This window comes from Oceanobacillus sojae (assembly GCF_007991515.1).
Classification (GTDB): Bacteria; Bacillota; Bacilli; order Bacillales; family Amphibacillaceae; genus Oceanobacillus; species Oceanobacillus sojae.
The window spans coordinates 37,379-55,386 of sequence record NZ_BJYM01000002.1 but is presented as its reverse complement, the minus strand read 5'-3'; the positions used below and the strand labels follow the sequence as shown (position 1 = coordinate 55,386).

18 protein-coding genes are annotated in these 18,008 nt (G+C 36.8%); 11 read left to right on the top strand and 7 right to left on the bottom strand.

All coding sequences use genetic code 11. The annotated features are described in order from the left end of the window. Positions 1-57: 57 nt before the first annotated feature. Together OSO01_RS02115 and OSO01_RS02110 are read right to left on the bottom strand one after the other, a co-directional pair. Positions 58-1,155, bottom strand: coding sequence for an ABC transporter ATP-binding protein (locus OSO01_RS02115; RefSeq protein ID WP_077603335.1), 1,098 nt, complete (start codon positions 1,153-1,155; stop codon positions 58-60). 115 nt (positions 1,156-1,270) lie between these two features. Then, positions 1,271-2,170, bottom strand: coding sequence for a PucR family transcriptional regulator (locus OSO01_RS02110; protein ID WP_147208170.1), 900 nt, complete (start codon positions 2,168-2,170; stop codon positions 1,271-1,273). Positions 2,171-2,386: 216 nt separating this feature from the next. On the opposite strand from OSO01_RS02110, the gene OSO01_RS02105 reads away from it, so the two are divergent. Further along, complete coding sequence (locus OSO01_RS02105) at positions 2,387-2,734, top strand: YlbF/YmcA family competence regulator (RefSeq protein ID WP_147208168.1); 348 nt, start codon at positions 2,387-2,389, stop codon at positions 2,732-2,734. Positions 2,735-2,788: 54 nt separating this feature from the next. Here OSO01_RS02105 and OSO01_RS02100 read toward each other — a convergent pair whose 3' ends face one another. Next, positions 2,789-2,974 (bottom strand): YhzD family protein, encoded by a 186-nt coding sequence (locus OSO01_RS02100; RefSeq protein WP_147208166.1) that lies wholly within the window; start codon positions 2,972-2,974, stop codon positions 2,789-2,791. A 266-nt stretch (positions 2,975-3,240) separates the two neighbouring features. Between OSO01_RS02100 and OSO01_RS02095 the strand changes: the two genes are divergently transcribed. The 10 genes from OSO01_RS02095 (at position 3,241) to OSO01_RS02050 (ending at position 14,948) form a co-directional block, all read left to right on the top strand. Further along, positions 3,241-4,137: an ABC transporter ATP-binding protein gene (locus OSO01_RS02095; RefSeq protein WP_147208164.1), complete on the top strand. Its 897-nt coding sequence runs from the start codon at positions 3,241-3,243 to the stop codon at positions 4,135-4,137. Next, complete coding sequence (locus OSO01_RS02090; protein ID WP_147208162.1) at positions 4,130-5,383, top strand: ABC transporter permease; 1,254 nt, start codon at positions 4,130-4,132, stop codon at positions 5,381-5,383. Before OSO01_RS02095 ends, OSO01_RS02090 begins: the two co-directional genes overlap by 8 nt. Positions 5,384-5,732: 349 nt before the next feature. After that, the gene (locus tag OSO01_RS02085; RefSeq protein WP_077603324.1) at positions 5,733-6,032 is read left to right on the top strand and encodes a metal-sensing transcriptional repressor; all 300 of its coding nucleotides are present in this window, start codon (positions 5,733-5,735) and stop codon (positions 6,030-6,032) included. 112 nt (positions 6,033-6,144) lie between these two features. Next, complete coding sequence (locus tag OSO01_RS02080; RefSeq protein WP_147208160.1) at positions 6,145-7,359, top strand: metallophosphoesterase family protein; 1,215 nt, start codon at positions 6,145-6,147, stop codon at positions 7,357-7,359. Further along, a complete protein-coding gene (locus OSO01_RS02075) occupies positions 7,356-10,298 on the top strand; it encodes an AAA family ATPase (RefSeq protein ID WP_186813520.1) in 2,943 nt (980 codons plus the stop codon). Before OSO01_RS02080 ends, OSO01_RS02075 begins: the two co-directional genes overlap by 4 nt. 30 nt (positions 10,299-10,328) lie before the next feature. Next, positions 10,329-11,273, top strand: a complete 945-nt coding sequence (gene yhaM / locus OSO01_RS02070) for a 3'-5' exoribonuclease YhaM (protein ID WP_147208155.1) — start codon at positions 10,329-10,331, stop codon at positions 11,271-11,273. A gap of 106 nt (positions 11,274-11,379) precedes the next feature. Then, the gene (locus OSO01_RS02065; RefSeq protein WP_147208153.1) at positions 11,380-11,559 is read left to right on the top strand and encodes a sporulation YhaL family protein; all 180 of its coding nucleotides are present in this window, start codon (positions 11,380-11,382) and stop codon (positions 11,557-11,559) included. Positions 11,560-11,697: 138 nt separating this feature from the next. Beyond that, on the top strand, positions 11,698-12,288 hold the full coding sequence (locus OSO01_RS02060) for a thioredoxin family protein (protein ID WP_147208151.1): 591 nt from the start codon (positions 11,698-11,700) through the stop codon (positions 12,286-12,288). 177 nt (positions 12,289-12,465) lie between these two features. Beyond that, positions 12,466-13,488 (top strand): 4-hydroxythreonine-4-phosphate dehydrogenase PdxA, encoded by a 1,023-nt coding sequence (gene pdxA / locus OSO01_RS02055; protein ID WP_147208149.1) that lies wholly within the window; start codon positions 12,466-12,468, stop codon positions 13,486-13,488. 110 nt (positions 13,489-13,598) lie between these two features. Beyond that, the gene (locus OSO01_RS02050) at positions 13,599-14,948 is read left to right on the top strand and encodes a four-carbon acid sugar kinase family protein (RefSeq protein ID WP_147208147.1); all 1,350 of its coding nucleotides are present in this window, start codon (positions 13,599-13,601) and stop codon (positions 14,946-14,948) included. A 74-nt stretch (positions 14,949-15,022) separates the two neighbouring features. On the opposite strand, the gene OSO01_RS23610 is transcribed toward OSO01_RS02050, so the two are convergent. From OSO01_RS23610 to OSO01_RS02030, 4 genes are all read right to left on the bottom strand, one after another. Next, positions 15,023-15,217, bottom strand: a complete 195-nt coding sequence (locus OSO01_RS23610) for an HPr family phosphocarrier protein (RefSeq protein ID WP_281289815.1) — start codon at positions 15,215-15,217, stop codon at positions 15,023-15,025. Between the two features lie 146 nt (positions 15,218-15,363). Further along, the gene (locus OSO01_RS02040; RefSeq protein ID WP_147208143.1) at positions 15,364-16,371 is read right to left on the bottom strand and encodes a LacI family DNA-binding transcriptional regulator; all 1,008 of its coding nucleotides are present in this window, start codon (positions 16,369-16,371) and stop codon (positions 15,364-15,366) included. A 388-nt stretch (positions 16,372-16,759) separates the two neighbouring features. Further along, a complete protein-coding gene (locus OSO01_RS02035) occupies positions 16,760-17,656 on the bottom strand; it encodes a peptidylprolyl isomerase (protein WP_147208141.1) in 897 nt (298 codons plus the stop codon). A gap of 114 nt (positions 17,657-17,770) precedes the next feature. Then, on the bottom strand, positions 17,771-17,956 hold the full coding sequence (locus OSO01_RS02030; RefSeq protein WP_147208139.1) for a hypothetical protein: 186 nt from the start codon (positions 17,954-17,956) through the stop codon (positions 17,771-17,773). Positions 17,957-18,008: the final 52 nt, after the last annotated feature.

Here is an 18,008-nt window from a genome sequence, read left to right as displayed (position 1 = left end):
TAACAGGGGGAGCTCATTATGAGCTCCCCCTTACCAATTTTTTATTTTAGAATTGTATTAACGTATACGCTGTTCATTGTCTTTATCAAAGAAGTGGACTTTATTCATATCAAAGGAAAGCTCTAATTCGTCTCCGCCTTGTACATCAGTACGGGAATCAACACGTGCAACAAATTCCTGTCCATCAATACTGGAATAAAGAATAGATTCAGCTCCCATTAACTCAGCAACTTCAATTTTTGCTGTTATTTTTGAATCAGGAGAAGCTTCCAGGAAAACCAGCTCATCATGGATATCCTCAGGACGAACACCAATAATCAGCTCTTTTCCTTCATATCCCTGATCACGCAGAGGTATCAGCTTCGCTTCTGGAATTAAGAAAGTGCTGCCGCCAATTTTGAATTTGTTTCCTTCCAGTGTTCCAGTAAAGAAATTCATGGATGGGGAGCCGATAAATCCGCCCACAAAAATATTTTCTGGTAAATCATACACATCCTTTGGAGCTCCAAGCTGCTGGATAACACCGTCTTTCATAACAACCAGTCTTGTTGCCATTGTCATTGCTTCCGTTTGGTCATGCGTTACATAGATGGTAGTCGTTTGCAGGCGCTGATGAAGCTTTTGGATTTCTGCACGCATTTGTACACGTAATTTGGCATCTAGGTTGGATAGAGGCTCATCCATCAGGAATACCTTTGCATCACGGACAATCGCACGTCCTAATGCAACCCGCTGTCTTTGTCCACCTGACAATGCTTTCGGTTTTCTATCTAAGTATGCTTCCAAACCTAAAATTTTAGCAGCCTGATCAACCCGCTGTTTAATTTCTTCTTTTTTGAATTTACGAAGCTTAAGTCCAAATGCCATATTATCATATACATTCATATGCGGATATAGAGCATAGTTTTGGAATACCATAGCGATATCACGATCTTTTGGTGCGACATCGTTCATTAACTTTTCATCAATGTATAATTCTCCATCAGATATTTCTTCTAGGCCGGCAATCATACGCAGAGTCGTCGATTTTCCGCAGCCGGATGGGCCGACAAATACAATAAATTCTTTATCCTGGATATGTAGATTGAAATCTTTTACCGCCAATACATCTTTATCATATTTCTTTTGAATATGCTCTAATTTTAATTCTGCCATGCTTACATCTCCCTCGATTGTTTAAATTTCAAAAGTTTATATTTGAAAGCGTTTTAACATCTGGTTTTATTTTACTGAAAAAGCTGTAAAAACAATATGGAAATGTTGCACAAAATTATGTGTGGAAATTGTGCATGTTTGCCAGAATAGCTAAATAAACGGTAAAAGCCTTATCAAATTGTTTGATATCAATACCTGTGCTTTCATGAAATTTATCGAGCCGATACTGTAAGCTGTTTCTGTGAATATATAATTTTTTTGCGGTTTCTGAGACATTTAAATTACATTCAATAAACATCTGAATGGTATCTAATGCTTCCTGATCTGTTGTAAACTCCTTTAAAATCCATTGGCTCAGCTGCTGCTGTTCTTTGGAGGAGAGAGTTTCAATAAGAAAAGAAGGATATACTTGGGTATAGTCAATCACAGCAGTATCCATTTTGCGAAAGCTCATCTCTGCCATCTGTGTGATTTGTTGGATATAGTCTTCTAAATCACTGTCATTTTCCAAGTAAGGACCGATGAAGAAAGTAGTTTTTACATATAATTCGCTCATTAATGTATCCGCAAGATGATGATAAGCTAAATCTTCTTCCAAATAATTCTTGCGGTCTTCAATAATAAATCCTTTATTTCCATTATTCCAAAGAATAGATAAATCTCCATAAAAAAATTCTTGCAGGATTTGTTTAAATGTATCCAGATCAACCTGTCCTTTTTCAATTTGAAAGAAAATAAAACGATAGCGTCCTTCTTTTCCAAGGTTTTGGTTATTCTTTTCTTGAATGCGAATTTCCCATTCCTTTTCTTTGGATGTTTGGACTGGTAATTGAATTTGATAAGCGGGAAGAAAGGTGCCTAAAAGTATTCTATCTCTCTCAGTCAATTCTTTATTATCAATACCGATAATTGTATTTTCAAATTGATACCATCGATAATCAGGATTAATATCCTCGCGGTTTTTGGGCAATTTTATTAAACTTGGGTAGAGTCTTTTTAATCGTTGTAAATTCAATCTTATTTCCCCTTTTTCATTTATGTAAGAATAAAAAATCCTACATATAAATAATAATTAGTGCAGCAGCTTTTTCCTTGAAAATATATATACTCCTTTTCATTATACCTGAAATATAACTGTAGAATTTTTTCGTGACACCAAATAGATATAGCTATACATACGTTAACAGCTTTGTTATAGTAGCAAGAGACGATGAAGGAGGAATTATATTTTATGGCAAATTTACAAGAGCAAGCAAATCAATTAGAACAAGCACTTCGTGAAAGCGCAGAATTTAAAGATTTAAAACAGGCTTATGATGCAGTGATGTCTGACCCTGCTGCAAAGCAAATGTTTGAAAACTTCCGTGAAACACAACTCAACTTACAAGAAAAGCATATGCAAGGCTTAGATATTTCCGAAGAAGAAATTGAAAAAGCAAGACAAATTGTTGAGACTGTACAACAGCATGAAGCAATCTCGAAATTAATGGAAGAAGAGCAAAAACTAAACAATGTGATTAACGAAATTTCTCAAATTATCACAAAACCATTAGAAGAACTCTACGGTGCTGCTGAATAAACAGTTTGATAAATACCCCGCTGCTACATTACATTTTGTAGCAGCGGGGTATTTTTAACGATGGAAGAGGACCAGTTTAGCACTTGAACTGGCACAACGATGTGTATGTTCGGCGTATCCTTCATTCTCAAGTTTACCCTTACCTATTTCTTTCGCATCTAAATCATTCGAAGCTTCAAACTGCTCATCCAGCAGCTTTTCCCCAGTTTTTGAAAATACCGTTAAATAATATGCAGCCATGATATACCCTCCAATAAATGAAATCGCTTTATTTATAAATTGTAAATCAAAGTGAGTAAATATTGCAATGAATATCTATTCATTTTTGAATGGAAAGCGTTTAAGACATAGGTACCAGACAAAATATACATGAGGAAATATAAGAAAAGATGAAACGATTTTATCTTTTGTGCGTATTACAAATTGAATAAATAAAAATTTGAATATAATTGAACCTTTTCATTCGTTCAATTGTATAAGTTAGTAAAAGGAAGGGAGAGAGGTATGTGCTGAAATTATCAAATGTAACGAAGCGGTTTGGAGAACATACTGCTGTGAATAATTTATCTCTTGAGATACCAGAAAGTGAGATGTTTGGTTTCTTAGGAGGAAATGGAGCTGGTAAAACAACGACCTTCCGGATGATTCTCGGGTTACTAGATAAAACATCTGGAGATATCACCTGGCAGGATAAACCCATTTCTTATAATGAAAGCCATTTAATTGGTTATCTGCCGGAAGAAAGAGGGTTGTACCCGAAATTAACTGTGAAAGAGCAGATTATTTACTTAGGTCGATTAAGAGGAATGAAAAAACAAGATATTCTTCAGAAGCTTGATGAATGGCTGGAACGGTTTAAAGTGCCTGAGTACTTAGATAAAAAAGTACAGGAATTATCGAAAGGGAACCAGCAGAAAATACAGTTTATTTCTGCCGTAATTCATGAGCCCAAGTTATTAATATTAGATGAACCATTTTCCGGGTTAGATCCGGTTAATGTGGAGATGTTAAAAGGTGCTGTCAAGGATTTAAAAAATCAAGGAACATCCATTGTTTTCTCTTCTCATCAGATGGAGCATGTGGAGGAGATGTGTCAGCATATCTGTATTCTGCAAAAAGGGGCTCCTGTTGTACATGGCTCATTACGGGAAATTAAACGCAGCTTTGGAAAGAAAAATCTTAATATCCGCGGCGATTTTTCCATGGAATTTTTAAAGGATTATCGTGGCGTGGCTTCTTATAAAGAATTGCCGGATGGATGTGCACTGCAGATTGAGGATGAGAAGACGGCGCAGGATATCTTTTCAAGTTTACATGGGAAAGGTTTTGTCCGAAAGTTCGAAATAGAAGAACCATCTTTAAATGACATTTTTATCGCAAAGGTAGGTGCTTCTTATGAATAAGTTCTGGACGATTGTTGGACACACATATTTTTCCAGAGTTAAAGCGAAATCATTTATTATTACAACGGCTATTACATTGGCAATCATTATTGGCTTAGCAAATTTACCTTCCATTCTTGAAATGTTTTCAAGTGATGACGAATCCGAACATGTACTTGTCATGGATGAATCTGAAATTTACAGCAGTTATTTGCAGGAAGATGAGATAAGTGGCGGGGCCGGGATTACCTTTGAAAATTTTGAAGGAACAGAGGAATCTGCCAAACAGGAAGTAATAGATGAAAAATACGATGGTTTACTTATAATTACAACGGATGAAAATAATTTACCTGAGGGAAGTTATTACGCAAACCGTATTTCTGAAATGGGAGAACAAGTAGAAATTGAGCAGGTATTACAGCAGCTGAAAACGGTTGTTGGAACACAGGAGACCGGGATTGACCAGGAAACGTTGGCGACTATTTATGCTCCTGTGACCTTAGATACAGAACAACTGGATGACAGTGCAAGAACAGCGGAAGAAATGAATCAGTCAAGAGGTCTAGTTTACGTGATGCTGTTTGTTCTGTATATGACTGTTTTAGTCTATGGACAGATGATTGCCACAGATGTTGCAACAGAAAAATCTTCCCGTGTGATGGAGCTTCTTATCTCCAGTGCTCCTCCAATTACACATATGTTTGCAAAAATTATTGGGATTGCCTTCTTAGGATTAACACAAGTTATCATACTGCTTGGTGGAGGTTATTTTGCCATCCAAGCAAATCAAGACACGATGGCAGGCGAATTTTTTGAAGTAATGGGACTTACAAATAATGATCCGGTGATTTATATTTACGCAGTTGTCTTTTTCTTATTAGGGTATTTCCTTTATGCAACATTAGCTGCGATGCTGGGATCATTAGTCAGCCGGATAGAGGATGTTAATCAATTAATTATGCCAATGGTTATGTTAATTGTTATTGCATTTATACTTGCGGCAACAGGTCTAAGCGTGCCTGAATCGACAATGATTACTGTAACATCCTATATACCTTTCTTTGCGCCGATGATTATGTTTCTTCGAATCGGCATGCTGAATATCCCAATCTGGGAAATAGCCTTGTCCATCAGTATTCTTGTTTTGACCATAGCTGCATTTGCTGCATTGGCAGCACGAGTCTACAAAGGCGGTGTACTGATGTATGGTAAGTCTGGATCATTGAAGGATTTAAAACGCGCTATAAACTTATCGAAAAAAGAATAGATGCAAAAAGCCTCCAGCGATTGGAGGTTTTTCACTTATATTTCAAATTTTTATTTATTCCACTTCCCGTATTCTAACAATCCCTTTTCAGTCTTATGCTAAATGTATTTGCCGAAAAAAATCTTATCTTATATAATTACTGCTAATAAGGAATAATATAAAAAACAGCTATAAAATAATAATGGATAATTTATGTTATATTAAAGATAAAGTTTATTATGCGCTATTATTATACCTTAAGTTCATTTCTTTTCAGTAATTATACTCTCAGCCTTTAAGTGAACGCTTCTTCGTTGACATATATACGGCAGGGTGGTATTTTATAGATGAAGATAAAAGGAGGGATACGATGGATTCCTTACATGAGCATACATTGAAACCAAGAACAGAAACAGAGAAAAAAGCAGTTACCAATCGATTAAAAAGAATAGAAGGCCAGGTGCGCGGCATTCAAAAAATGATTGATGAAGATAGATACTGTGTGGATATTCTTGTTCAAATCAGTGCCATCAATTCAGCGTTGAAGCGTGTAGGATTTGAAGTAGCTGAACGTCATGTCAAACACTGCGTCAGCGATGCAGTGAAGTCTGGAGAAGGCGATGAAGCGATTGAAGAGCTGATGGATGTACTTCATCAGTTTACAAAATAAAATATGTTTTGAAAAGTCTGCCCTGGGCAGGCTTTTTTATTTGATGATAGAACGTGCATTCTATTATTAGCTCTGTTAAAATAAGGATATCATTAAACTGGGAGTGGAGATTGTGGATTCTGCGGTTACTTTTATTCATGCAGCGGATTTACACTTAGACAGCTTGTTTAAAGGCTTAAGGCATGTACCTGCAAATATATTTAAAGAAATTCAAGAAAGCACGTTTACCGCTTTGAACCATTTGGTCGATGAAGCGATAAACAATAACGTTGACTTTGTTTTGTTAGCCGGTGATTTATACGACCATGAATCACAAAGTTTAAAAGCACAAATAAGATTGCGGCGTGCCTTTGAACGACTGGCAGAACAGAATATTGATGTATTTTTATCCTATGGGAACCATGATTTTATGAAAGGTGATTCCTTTGATGTGGAATATCCTGATAATGTGCACATCTTTTCAGAGGAGAGAGTAACATGCATTCCTTTTTATAAAAACGGTGAAGCAGCTGCAGCAATATATGGATTTAGTTATGAAAATAGAGCGGTATATGAAAATAAATCATCTGAGTATAAGATTGCTGATGGAGAATTTCCATTTCATATTGCCATGCTGCATGGAAGTGTGGCAACGAATACGGAACATGATTCGTATGCACCGTTTCTAATAAAGGACTTGTTAAATAAAGGAATGGATTATTGGGCTTTGGGCCATATACATACAAGACAGCAGTTGTATACCAATCCGCCGGTTATTTATCCTGGTAATATCCAGGGGAGGCACCGGAAGGAAACGGGAGAAAAAGGCTGTTACCTTATAAGTTTGAGCAAGCACAATATAAAACAGACATTTCTACCGCTTCAGGCAATCCGTTATGAAGAGGTTGAGGTGGACATCCGAGAGTGTCCTACTCCGTCACATGCAGAAAAGTCCATTATGAGCCAGCTGCCAGCATATAGTGTACCGAGCTTATTATATTTAAAAATAACAGCAAAAGAAAATGAATTGTTCACACCGGATGAAGGATTCATTCAAGATTTAATTGAAGTGGTCAATGAATCTGTGGCTGAAGCCTTTCCATGGCAGTATATCTACCATTACCGGGTTGTTTTGGAGAAAGAATCGACCTGGATGGAGGACTCTTTTTTAAAAGACATATTGGAAGAAGCAGATACTTCATTTATCCAAGAAGGCTTAAATGAAATTTATCATCACCGGAATGCACGTAAATTCCTATCCTCCTTATCCGATGAAGAGGAGCAGGATGTTAAAGAGGATGCCTATCAGCTGCTGAATATGTTATTGCGAAGGGAGAGAGCGGAGTGAAGATAAAGGAAATAACGATATACGGATTTGGCCGGTGGGTCGATCAGACTTTTTCCTTTTCCAATTCCAATCTGATAACACTTCTTGGCGATAATGAATCTGGCAAAACAACCTTGCATCAATTTATTATATATATGCTTTTCGGTATGACAAAAAAGAAATGTGATTTTTATCGTCCAAAAACAAGCAGTAAGCTGGGGGGAAGGATGATTATAGATCATCCTTTTGAGGGTACTGTATGGATAGAAAGACTGGATGCTTCACAAGTACAATATTTTGCTAATAATGGGGAAGAAAGGGATGAAGCCTGGTTCAGGAAGCTTTTGGGAAATATGAATGCAGAAGCCTTTCAATCGATTTATTCCTTTTCCAACCAGGATCTAGCTGTCTTCCAGAATATGAAGGAATCGGATATAAGTGAACTTCTGTTAAGTATCGGTTTAACAGGGTCAGCAGCGGTTTATAAGGTAGAGAAGAAACTGCAGTCAGAATTACAAAAGCAATTTAAACCCTCTGGTACAAAGCCGGTTATTAATGAAAAATTAAATGAGATACGTGCTATGGATAAGCAGTTGGGAGAAAGTAAGAGACTTGAAAAATCATATAAAGAACAGGTAGAAAAAATCCATACGCTGGAGAAAAAGCACACATTAAAAAAAGCACAAATTGCACAAACGAATGAACAGCTTGAGAAAGAACAGCTTATGGAGAAAATACTGCCTGTCCGAAAAGAAATGCAACTTGTTTCTGGAGAGCTTCAAGAGCTGGCTGATGTGCGTGATTTCCCGTTAGATGATCAAGAGCAAATAAAAACGCTGTATATAGATATAAATAATATTAATAGAGAGCTTGAATCTCAGCAGGCTACATTGGATACTTATACGAAGAAAAAAAAGGATTTAGAAATTGCCTCCCTCCAGAATGAGAAAAAAGCACAGTTAGATTCTCTTTTGAATCAAAAAGCGGAAATAACATTAATGCGGGAACGCCAGAGAACGTTAGAACAGGATTACAGTTATAAAACCCGTGAAATAACAGAAATGATTCAGGAGAAGCAGATTCATATAACAGCGGATGAACTGGAGCAGCAGGAATTGCCATTCTATCTTGAAAAAGAATGGGGATCCTTACGGAAAGAACAGGAAAATATACAGGATAAACTTACTGGGAGTATTCAAAAAAAAGAACAGCTTTTAAAAGAAAAATCCCGAATGGAGGAAGAGCAGAAGGATTTAAACCAGGAACTGCTTGCTGAAGCACATATAAAAGAATTAAATCAGCGGATAGAAGCTTATAAACAGAAGAATCATCAGGATGGAAGGCAGCAAAAGAATATGTATCAAATCCTTGAGAAAATGATTCAAGAGAAGCAAAAGCAAGGGCGGATGCTCGCTATCACTGGAGCAGTGATAGCTTTGGCTGGAGCTTTGACTGGTTTTACAGCAGATATTCCCTGGCTGTATCTGATAAGTCTTGCCGTCGTTGCGGGAGTATATTATTTTCGGCGTATACAGCTGCAGGATATTAAACAATTAAAGCAGCAGCGGGAAAGCCCGCAGCAGAATCATCCTGGCCAGGAAACTGACGTGACAGAAGCGGAGTACCGGGAGGCAAAGGAAATCCTGGAAGAGCAGCAGGAATTACAGCGCAGGCTGCATTCATTAGAAGACAGATTACAGCATACACGCAGTCAATTTGAGGCAAATGAAGCAGTACGATTTGATTTAGCAGAGCAGCAAAATAGTTTGGAAGAGAATGTTGTTGATCAGCAAAATCAGTTTCCCTTTTTACAGACTGTGAATGTTTTATACTGGCAGGATATCTATCATCTCTTACAAAAGCTGATTCAGCTGACCAATGAAAAACAAAGTTTAGAAAAAGAATTGGATAGAGTAACAGAAAGGATATACGAGTTTTCTAACCAGGTCAAGAATTGGTTTAAGACAAATGGGTTAGCCAATCAAACCAACCTGGAAGAAATGATGCTCGCACTGGAGGATATACAACAGCACGAACAGCAGCATCAGCACGAGCTTCAGCAGCTTACACAATTCATAATGGATGTCCAGAATAAACTGACGGTGTTAAAACAAAAACGAAGCCGTTATGTGGAGGAAAGAGATAAACTCTTAAAAGCCTCTGGGACAGAGTCAGAAGAGATCTATTTTGAAAAACAAACGAGAAAAGAGCAATATAATAAGCTTTATGAACGTCTGGAGGAGCTAAAAGAAAGGCTTCAGATATTGATTCCTGAAGAATGGCAGCAGGAATTGACTGATGCTCCTTTAGAAGCGGAGAACTATTATAAGAATAAAAAAGAACTGGAATTAGCGCTGGCTGATTATGAAGAAGACTTAGAACAATTAAAAAGCCAGCTTGCAGAGCAGAGATTGCGGATAGAGCAGCTTGAATCCGAGGAAGACATATCCTTGCAAATGCATCAGCTGGCAATGGAAAAGGAAGAGCTGGAGGATCTGGTGAGAAATTGGGCAGTGCAAAAAACGGCTTTACGCATGCTGCAAGCTGCTAAAAATCAATTTAAGGACAAGTACTTGGCACTTGTTATAGAAACAGCACAAATCTATTTTAAAGAGATTACAGCAAATCAATATGATACAATATATTCACCGGCAGCGGAAAGATCTTTTCAGGTAGAAAATAGTAAGAAAAAACAGCGGTTTTATGTAGAGGAGCTTTCTCAGGGAACCAAGGATCAGCTATACATTTCCTTGAGGTTTGCTATAAATGAGGTGATGGCAAAAACATCTGGTTTACCATTCCTTATGGATGATGCTTTTGTACATTTTGATATGAATCGTACAGAGAAAATGCAAAAGGTGTTAAGGAGATTAGCTGAAGAACAGCAAGTGATATTATTTACATGCCGCAGGGAGCTGGCTGAAGCTGCCAATGGGGATATAATTCATCTCTCCACATAATGTTTTATTGATTTGGAAGGAGGAATAAAAATGAAAAAAGGCATTGCAAATTTAACCGTCGGGGATAAATTTGAAGGATTTTTATTAATAAATGAAGCGACCAAAGGCACAACAAGTAATGGAAAGCCATTCCTGACATTAATGCTGCGCGATGAATCTGGTGAATTGGAAGCAAAGTTATGGGATGCCACCAAAGAAGATGAAGAAAATTTGCTGGCAGAGCAAATTATTCATGTGACGGGAGATATTAATCAATTTCGCGGGAAAAATCAATTGCGGATTCATTCTATCCGTCTGTCTCAGCCTACAGATCAGGTTCAAGTAAGTGATTTTGTCGGTAAGGCTCCTATAGGTCAAGAAGAGCTGGGTGAAAAACTGACAGAAGCTATTTTTGAAATGCAGAACCCTACATTACAACGTATCGTACGGGGATTTGTAAAAAAATATCAGCATGAATTACTTATTTATCCAGCTGCTGCTAAAAATCATCATGATGTAGCATCGGGTTTGGCTTATCATATTGTCAGTATGCTCGGGATTGCAAGACAGCTTCACGAGCTTTATCCTTCCATCAATAAAGATTTATTATATGCAGGTATTATTCTTCATGATATTGGGAAAATAAAGGAATTGTCAGGTGTTGTGTCGACTACATATACACTTGAAGGAAAGCTTCTTGGCCATATAACGATAATGGTAGAGGAAATAGCAGAAATGGCTAAGGAGCTGCAGGTTGAAGAAAAAGAAGAAGTACTTATATTGCAGCATCTAATTCTGAGTCATCATGGAAAAGCAGAGTGGGGAAGTCCGAAGCCTCCAATGGTTAAAGAGGCAGAGCTTCTGCATATCATAGACTTAATTGATGCAAAAATGAATATGCTGGATAAAGCTTTGGATAAAGTTCAGCCGGGTGAATTTACTGAACGGCTTTTTGCGATGGATAATCGTTCTTTTTACAAGCCGTCCTTTGAGTAAATTTCAATTCGAAATAGTATATCTGCAAGATAAAAATGAAGTTCGTGTCATTTTCTATTAACTTGTTCATATATATTTAGTAAGGAATGGACAAGGGGGATATAAGATGAGCTCGATTCCAATTTGGGTTTTTGCAGTGATTCTATTAATTTTTCTAAGTGGATATATGGCAATACGTGCGTTTTTGGCAGAGAAAAAGCTGGATAGGCAGTTTATTGAACGTGAAGGAAAAATATATATGGAACGTATCCAGGAAGAACGGATGAAACGAAGAGAACAGGAATGAAATATGAAGTTACCGAAGCACTATATTATTCCATTAACGGAAGGAATAATATAGTGCTTTTATATTTGAGAACTTACATTGACGAAACACAAAAATTCTGATAACGTTTAACAAAAATATTTATGTGGAGGAATGAAGATGTCATATACTATTGAACTGGGGACGAAGGCACCAGGTTTTTCTCTTCTGGCAACGGATGGGAGGAATTATAGTTTAAATGATTTTAAGAATGCAAAAATATTAGTTGTATTTTTCACATGCAATCACTGCCCGTATGTTATCGGATCTGATGAGGTGACAAGAGAAACTGCTGATAACTTTAAAGATAAAGGAGTTGCTTTTGTAGGAATTAATTCTAACAGTGTGGAGACAAAGGCATTGGATTCCTATGATTTTATGGTTAAAAGAATGGAAGAAAAACGATTTCCTTGGGTTTATCTCAGAGATGAAAATCAAGAAATTGCCAAAGCCTATGGAGCATTAAAAACACCGCACTTTTTTATTTTTAATGAAGACCGTGAGCTTATATACACTGGCAGGGGCCTGGATAACCCTAAAAATCCGGAAGATGCATCGATAAATGATTTACAAAATGCATTGGAGGAAGCAGTTACAGGTAAACAAATCACAACACCAGTCACCAATCCGCTCGGATGTAATATAAAATGGAATGGGAAAGATAAATATTGGATGCCGGCAGAAGCTTGTGACCTGGTTCCGAGAAGCTGATTGTATAACTTAAGAAAATATCTTTGGAGACTGACTATCTGATATAAAAGATTTGTTAGTCTTTTTTTTGTTTGGTTAAACGATAAAATAAAGGTGTTGACATATTGTAATTAAATATATAAAATATATGTTATAAAAACGTTTAACCAAAACTTGAAATAGATAGGGGTAGTTTACATGAGCGGAGATTTTAAGAAACCAGTTGTTGCAGTTACAATGGGGGATCCGGCTGGGATAGGACCGGAAATAACAGTGGACACTATGCTGACGGAGAAGGTTTATGACGAATGTAATCCTTTTCTTATCGGATCTGTTGATATAGTAAAAAGAGCTTTAGAGATAAAGAACAGTGATTTTGAAATTAATAACATTGCTTCCCCTTCAGAAGCGAAATTTACTTATGGCATTATTGATGTGCTGGAGCCGAAAGAATATGAATGCTCACAAATTGAGTACGGCAAGGTACAAAAATTAGCTGGAGAAATGGCGTATGATTACGTTACAAAATCAATTGAATTAGGGCTGAATAAAGAAATAGATATTGTCTCTACAGCTCCGATTCACAAAGAAGCGATTAAATTAGCCGGATGTAAACATGAGGGCCATACAGAAATATTTGGTGATTTAACGAATTCTGATTATGCACTTACTATGTTTAACTGTCATAACTTGAAAGTATTCTTTGTCAGCCGGCATAAAGCGCTGATTGAGGCTTGCCGCTATGCTACAAAGGATGTTGTTTTAGATACTTTACGTCAAATTGATACAGAATTAAAGGGGATTGGATACGAAAAACCGGAAATCGCATTGGCCGCACTAAATCCACATGCATCTGATAATGGACTGTTTGGCACAGAAGAGAAGGATCATTTAATTCCTGCAGTGGAAGCTGCGAAAGAAGAAGGAATGAATGTTGTTGGTCCTGTACCGGCTGACTCTGTATTCCACCTTGGATTACAAGGGAACTATGACGCTATTTTATCTCTTTACCATGACCAGGGACATATTGCTTGTAAAACATATGATTTTGAAAAATCTATTACAATTACTTGGGGGCTTCCGTTTATGCGCAGCTCTGTAGACCATGGTACAGCATTTGATATTGCTGGTAAAGGAATTGCGGGCTCTGTAAGTATGATTGAGTCTACATTGGTTCCAGTTCAGTATTGGAAAAAACAACAAAAAGCATTACAAGGATAAATAGCAATTTCATCCTGACAGACTTTACTCCATAAAAATAGAGGTGAAAACAGGGAGGGAGACTTTCCTGTTTTTATTTCTATATATGGTCAGACAAACGAGGTGCGGAAATGTCGAAATTAGGTATTATTGCTGATGATTTAACGGGCGCAACAACGGTGGGTGTATTATTAGCAAGGTCAAACATATCTGTCGCAGCTTATTTTGAGGCAGAAAATTTATCAAGGGATAATGAACAGGAAGCATTTGTTTTAACAACAGATTCCAGAGCGATAAAAAAAGAAGATGCAAAAGCAAGAGTTAGAGAAGCTGTTATCAGCTTAAAAGAAAACGGTGCCACATACTTATCAAAAAGAATAGATACAACACTGAGAGGTAACATCGGTGCAGAAGTAGAAGCTATGCTTGAGATGATGGATGAGAGTACAATTGGTATTATGGTTCCAGCGATGCCACAGTCTAAACGTATTTTAGTCGGAGGATATTCTATTATTGACAGTGTGCCTTTATCTCAGACACCTGTAGCTAAAGATGTTCGTACACCTGTTGAGGAATCGCACTGTCCTACATTAATAGAAAAACAAACAGATTATCCGATTGAAACTATTTTATTAAATACTATATTAGCCGGTAAAGAATCACTTCGGAATAGTCTTATAGAAGCTCGTAATAAGGGAGCGAAAATTATAATTGCTGATGCTGTTTCTTTGGAGCATATTGACTTGATTGCCCAGGTTATTTCAGGCTTAAAATGGAATATACTGATGATTGACCCAGGACCGTTCACAGAAAGAATGGCTTATTATAATGGGTTTGGGAAGAAAGACGAAGCACCTGGTAAGGTTAGTGCTTCTGCTGATCAACTAAACGGAACTGTTCTTGCTGTTGCAGGAAGTGCTTCTTCTGTAACGAAGGAGCAAATTAATCATTTATCAAAGCAGGAGAATGTAATTCAAATACCAGTCACTGCAAAAGATTTAATTTGCTGTAATGAAATTTCGTCTAAAGAAATAAAGCGTGTAATTGATTTAGCGGTAAACCATTTAAAGAAATCTTCACCACAGGCTCTTGTTATTGAAACGTCGGTTACAAATGAAAGAGTTGACTTAAAAGCAGAGGAAAAAAGAAACGGGCTGCAGCCGGGCGAGTCTGCAGATAATATTAATAAGGCATTAGGTGAAATTACCAAAGGAATATTGCTGCAGACATCTAAAATTAGAGGGATATACATGACGGGTGGAGATACAATGGTTCACATCTTGAAAATGCTTGAGGCTGTTGGTATTAAGCTTGTTGATTATGTTATTCCGCAAGCTGATTTAGGTGTTGTTATCGGCGGTTATTCTGATGGATTAGTTGTTGTTGGCAAGGGCGGGTTGACAGGCACTGTTCAGACAGCAGCAGCTATAATAGAGCGGATTGTTAAAGAGGCAAGTGTCCGGGATTTGATAGAAAACTAAAAGCAGAAAAGTAAAAAAACATCAATTTTAATAAGATGGTTTTTTACTTTTCTGCTTTGTTTTTATTGTACGGTTTATTCGCCTCCAAAGAAACGGATAACCTCCAAAACAGCTTCTTCAGCATCTTTTCCCTCTGCGCGTACAGTAGCTTCAACACCATTTCTCAGTTGCAGTGTAGCAAGTCCCAAAACACTTTTAGGGTTTACTTCGTGAATTTGATTGCCTGATTCATTCCGGATAAACACTTCGCAATCATATTTTTGAAGCAGATAGCTTAATTCAATAATAGTCTGCTGCTCGGTAATATTGATTATAGTATTCTTTTTAAACGATGATATAGTAATCTCCTCCTTTTAATATATAACTATTTAAAGTATATAGGAAAAAAGAGAAAAATTAAAGAAAAACGTTTAACCTAACAGCCGCAGGATTTTCTTTTTATCAAATAGGTTGGAACTATAACCTTATTAATATAGTCTGGATTATTTATTTTATTTAAAAGCATATCAAAAGCGGTTCTTCCCATTGTTTCAGCAGATGCACTAATTGTTGTAATCGGCCGGCTGATAATTGATGCGGAAGGGAAATCACCAAAACCGATAATTGCCATGTCATTTGGAATGGAAACATTCATATCCTTTAAAGCAGAAATAGCACCAATGGTCATAGAGTCATTCAGAAGGAACATTGCTGTAATATCCGGCTGGTTATTAATTAATTTCTTCACGGCCTTCTCAGCCCCCTGAACCGTTGCTTCTCCGTCAATAATCTGTTCGGGATCCAATGTCAATCCTTCCTGTTCTAATGCTGCTTTAAATCCTTTAATACGGTTAAAAGTAGGTCCGATATCGTCCATTGCATACACAACTACCATTTTTTTATGTCCGTGTGACAGAAAATGCTTTGCTCCATCGAAACCTGCCTGATAATCATCCTGACAAACCATAGGGGTATCTGACAAAGCATCATGATATCTGCTGATTAAAACAACAGGCAGGTTTTTCATAATACTATGAATATCATATGGAAAAGGCTTGGAATAGCTGGCTGCAGGGGAAAGAATAATACCATCCACCATCTGGGAGCTAAAAAGCTTCAAAGTAGATTCTTCATAATCTACATCCTCATTTGTATTTACGAAAAGTAAATTATAATTCATTTCCTTTGCCCTTAAGGAAATAGCATTTATATACTGTGTGACAAAAGAATCCGGGAAACTTGGAACAATGAGACCGGCTGTTTTCGTTGTGTTATTTCTTAAATTTTTTGCAGAATAGTTAGGCACATAATTGTATTTATTTACGATGTCCATTACTCTGTTGTATGTTTCTTCAGTTATTTTTTTGCTGCCGTTAATTACATGTGAAACCGTCGTGACAGATACACCGGCTTCTTTAGCTATTTCTTTCATTGTGATACGCATTATATTCACCTCGTAGAGTCGGATACTGTTGTATATAAATAATGTAGCATCTGGCAGTGTTAATACGTTTAGAAGATAATGCCGGCTACAGTTATTTTTACATGAAGAAAAATTTCGTTTAACAATAATTTTTATTTTTGTCGATTATATAGAATTATTTTACAATATGCTTCTATATTATATCAATGTTAACTTCAGATTGCGATAAAATGGTTTTCTATTATTTTACCAGAGGTGTGAGGAAATATGATTATCTAAAGAAGAGTAGGGGAAGCAGGTTATAATTTTCTATAATGATGAGAATAAAACAACAATCGCATGCTGTTAAAAGCAGCATGCGATTGTTGTTAATTATTATAAAGGTATTGTCTAGAGAGACTTTTGCTTATTACTCTTCAGTTTCTGAAGTATCTGCACCTTCGTCTTCTGTTTTAAATAAATCTTCAAGGCCATCTGCCTTAACATCTACATTAGCTTCTTCGATGATTTTTTGAAGTTTTGCCTGGATTTGTTCCTGGTCAGCTTGCTGAAGCACTAATTCACTTCTTAATTCATCTTTTAATTCTTCGAAGTCACCGATTGTTTCTTCTTTTTCACGAACATCATTTACTTTAATGATGTGGTAGCCAAATTGAGATTGTACTGGGTCGCTAATCTCGCCTGGTTCCATAGAGAACGCTACTTCTTCAAATTCAGGAATCATATCCCCTGCAGAGAAATAACCAAGGCTGCCATCATTTTCTGCGCTGCCGCTGTCTGTAGAGTACTCCGCAACAAGGTCTTCAAACTCTTCTCCATCGTCTAATTTCTGTTTTACTTCATTAGCTGTTTCTTCATCCTCCACAAGAATATGCTGTGCATCTACCTCTGTATTCTTTTTATCGTAGTACTCCTTTAAATCTTCATCTGTAATATCCATATCTTCAGAAATAGCAGCTTCTTGAAGCATTCCTACATAAACAAGATCTTTAAGGGCTTCTTCACCGCCAAATTGCTGTTCTACCATTGAATCAAATTCTTCAGGGCTGCCAAACTCGTCCTTCATTTTTTCAATTTCGTCATTTACCTGATCGTCAGTAACGTCGTATTTATCCTCAAGAACTTTGATAGTAACAAGTTCTTCAAGAACAGCTTCTCCATTACGGTCTTTCAATTCATCGTAAAATTCTTCTTTTGTGATATCGCCGGCATCCGTAGTTGCAACTACATCGCCGTCCGAAGAATTACATGCAGCCAATGCAAGCAAGCTGGCAGATATTGTTGCTGCTAATGTCCATTTTTTCATGTCTGATATACACTCCTACTCTTTCCTAATATTACTTTTATTGTTTACCATGATTAATATATCATACTTTTCCATTTTAAATAAATATTTTCAACAATTTACTTAAAAATCACATTAAACTGTCACATTTAAAATCCGGATATATGAACACACAAGCATAGCTACCAGTATCATGTTTGTAACCCGGTCCATTCTTTCTGACTTCTGTCTGGACAGCTCCATCTTCGTACAAATAGCACTGATCATGACGTTAAAAATAAGTAATACAAAAAAACCAAAAATAATATAGAAGATAGCCATGTTCTATGTAACGCCCCTTTACAATAATAATACTCCTATAACTCTATCAAAA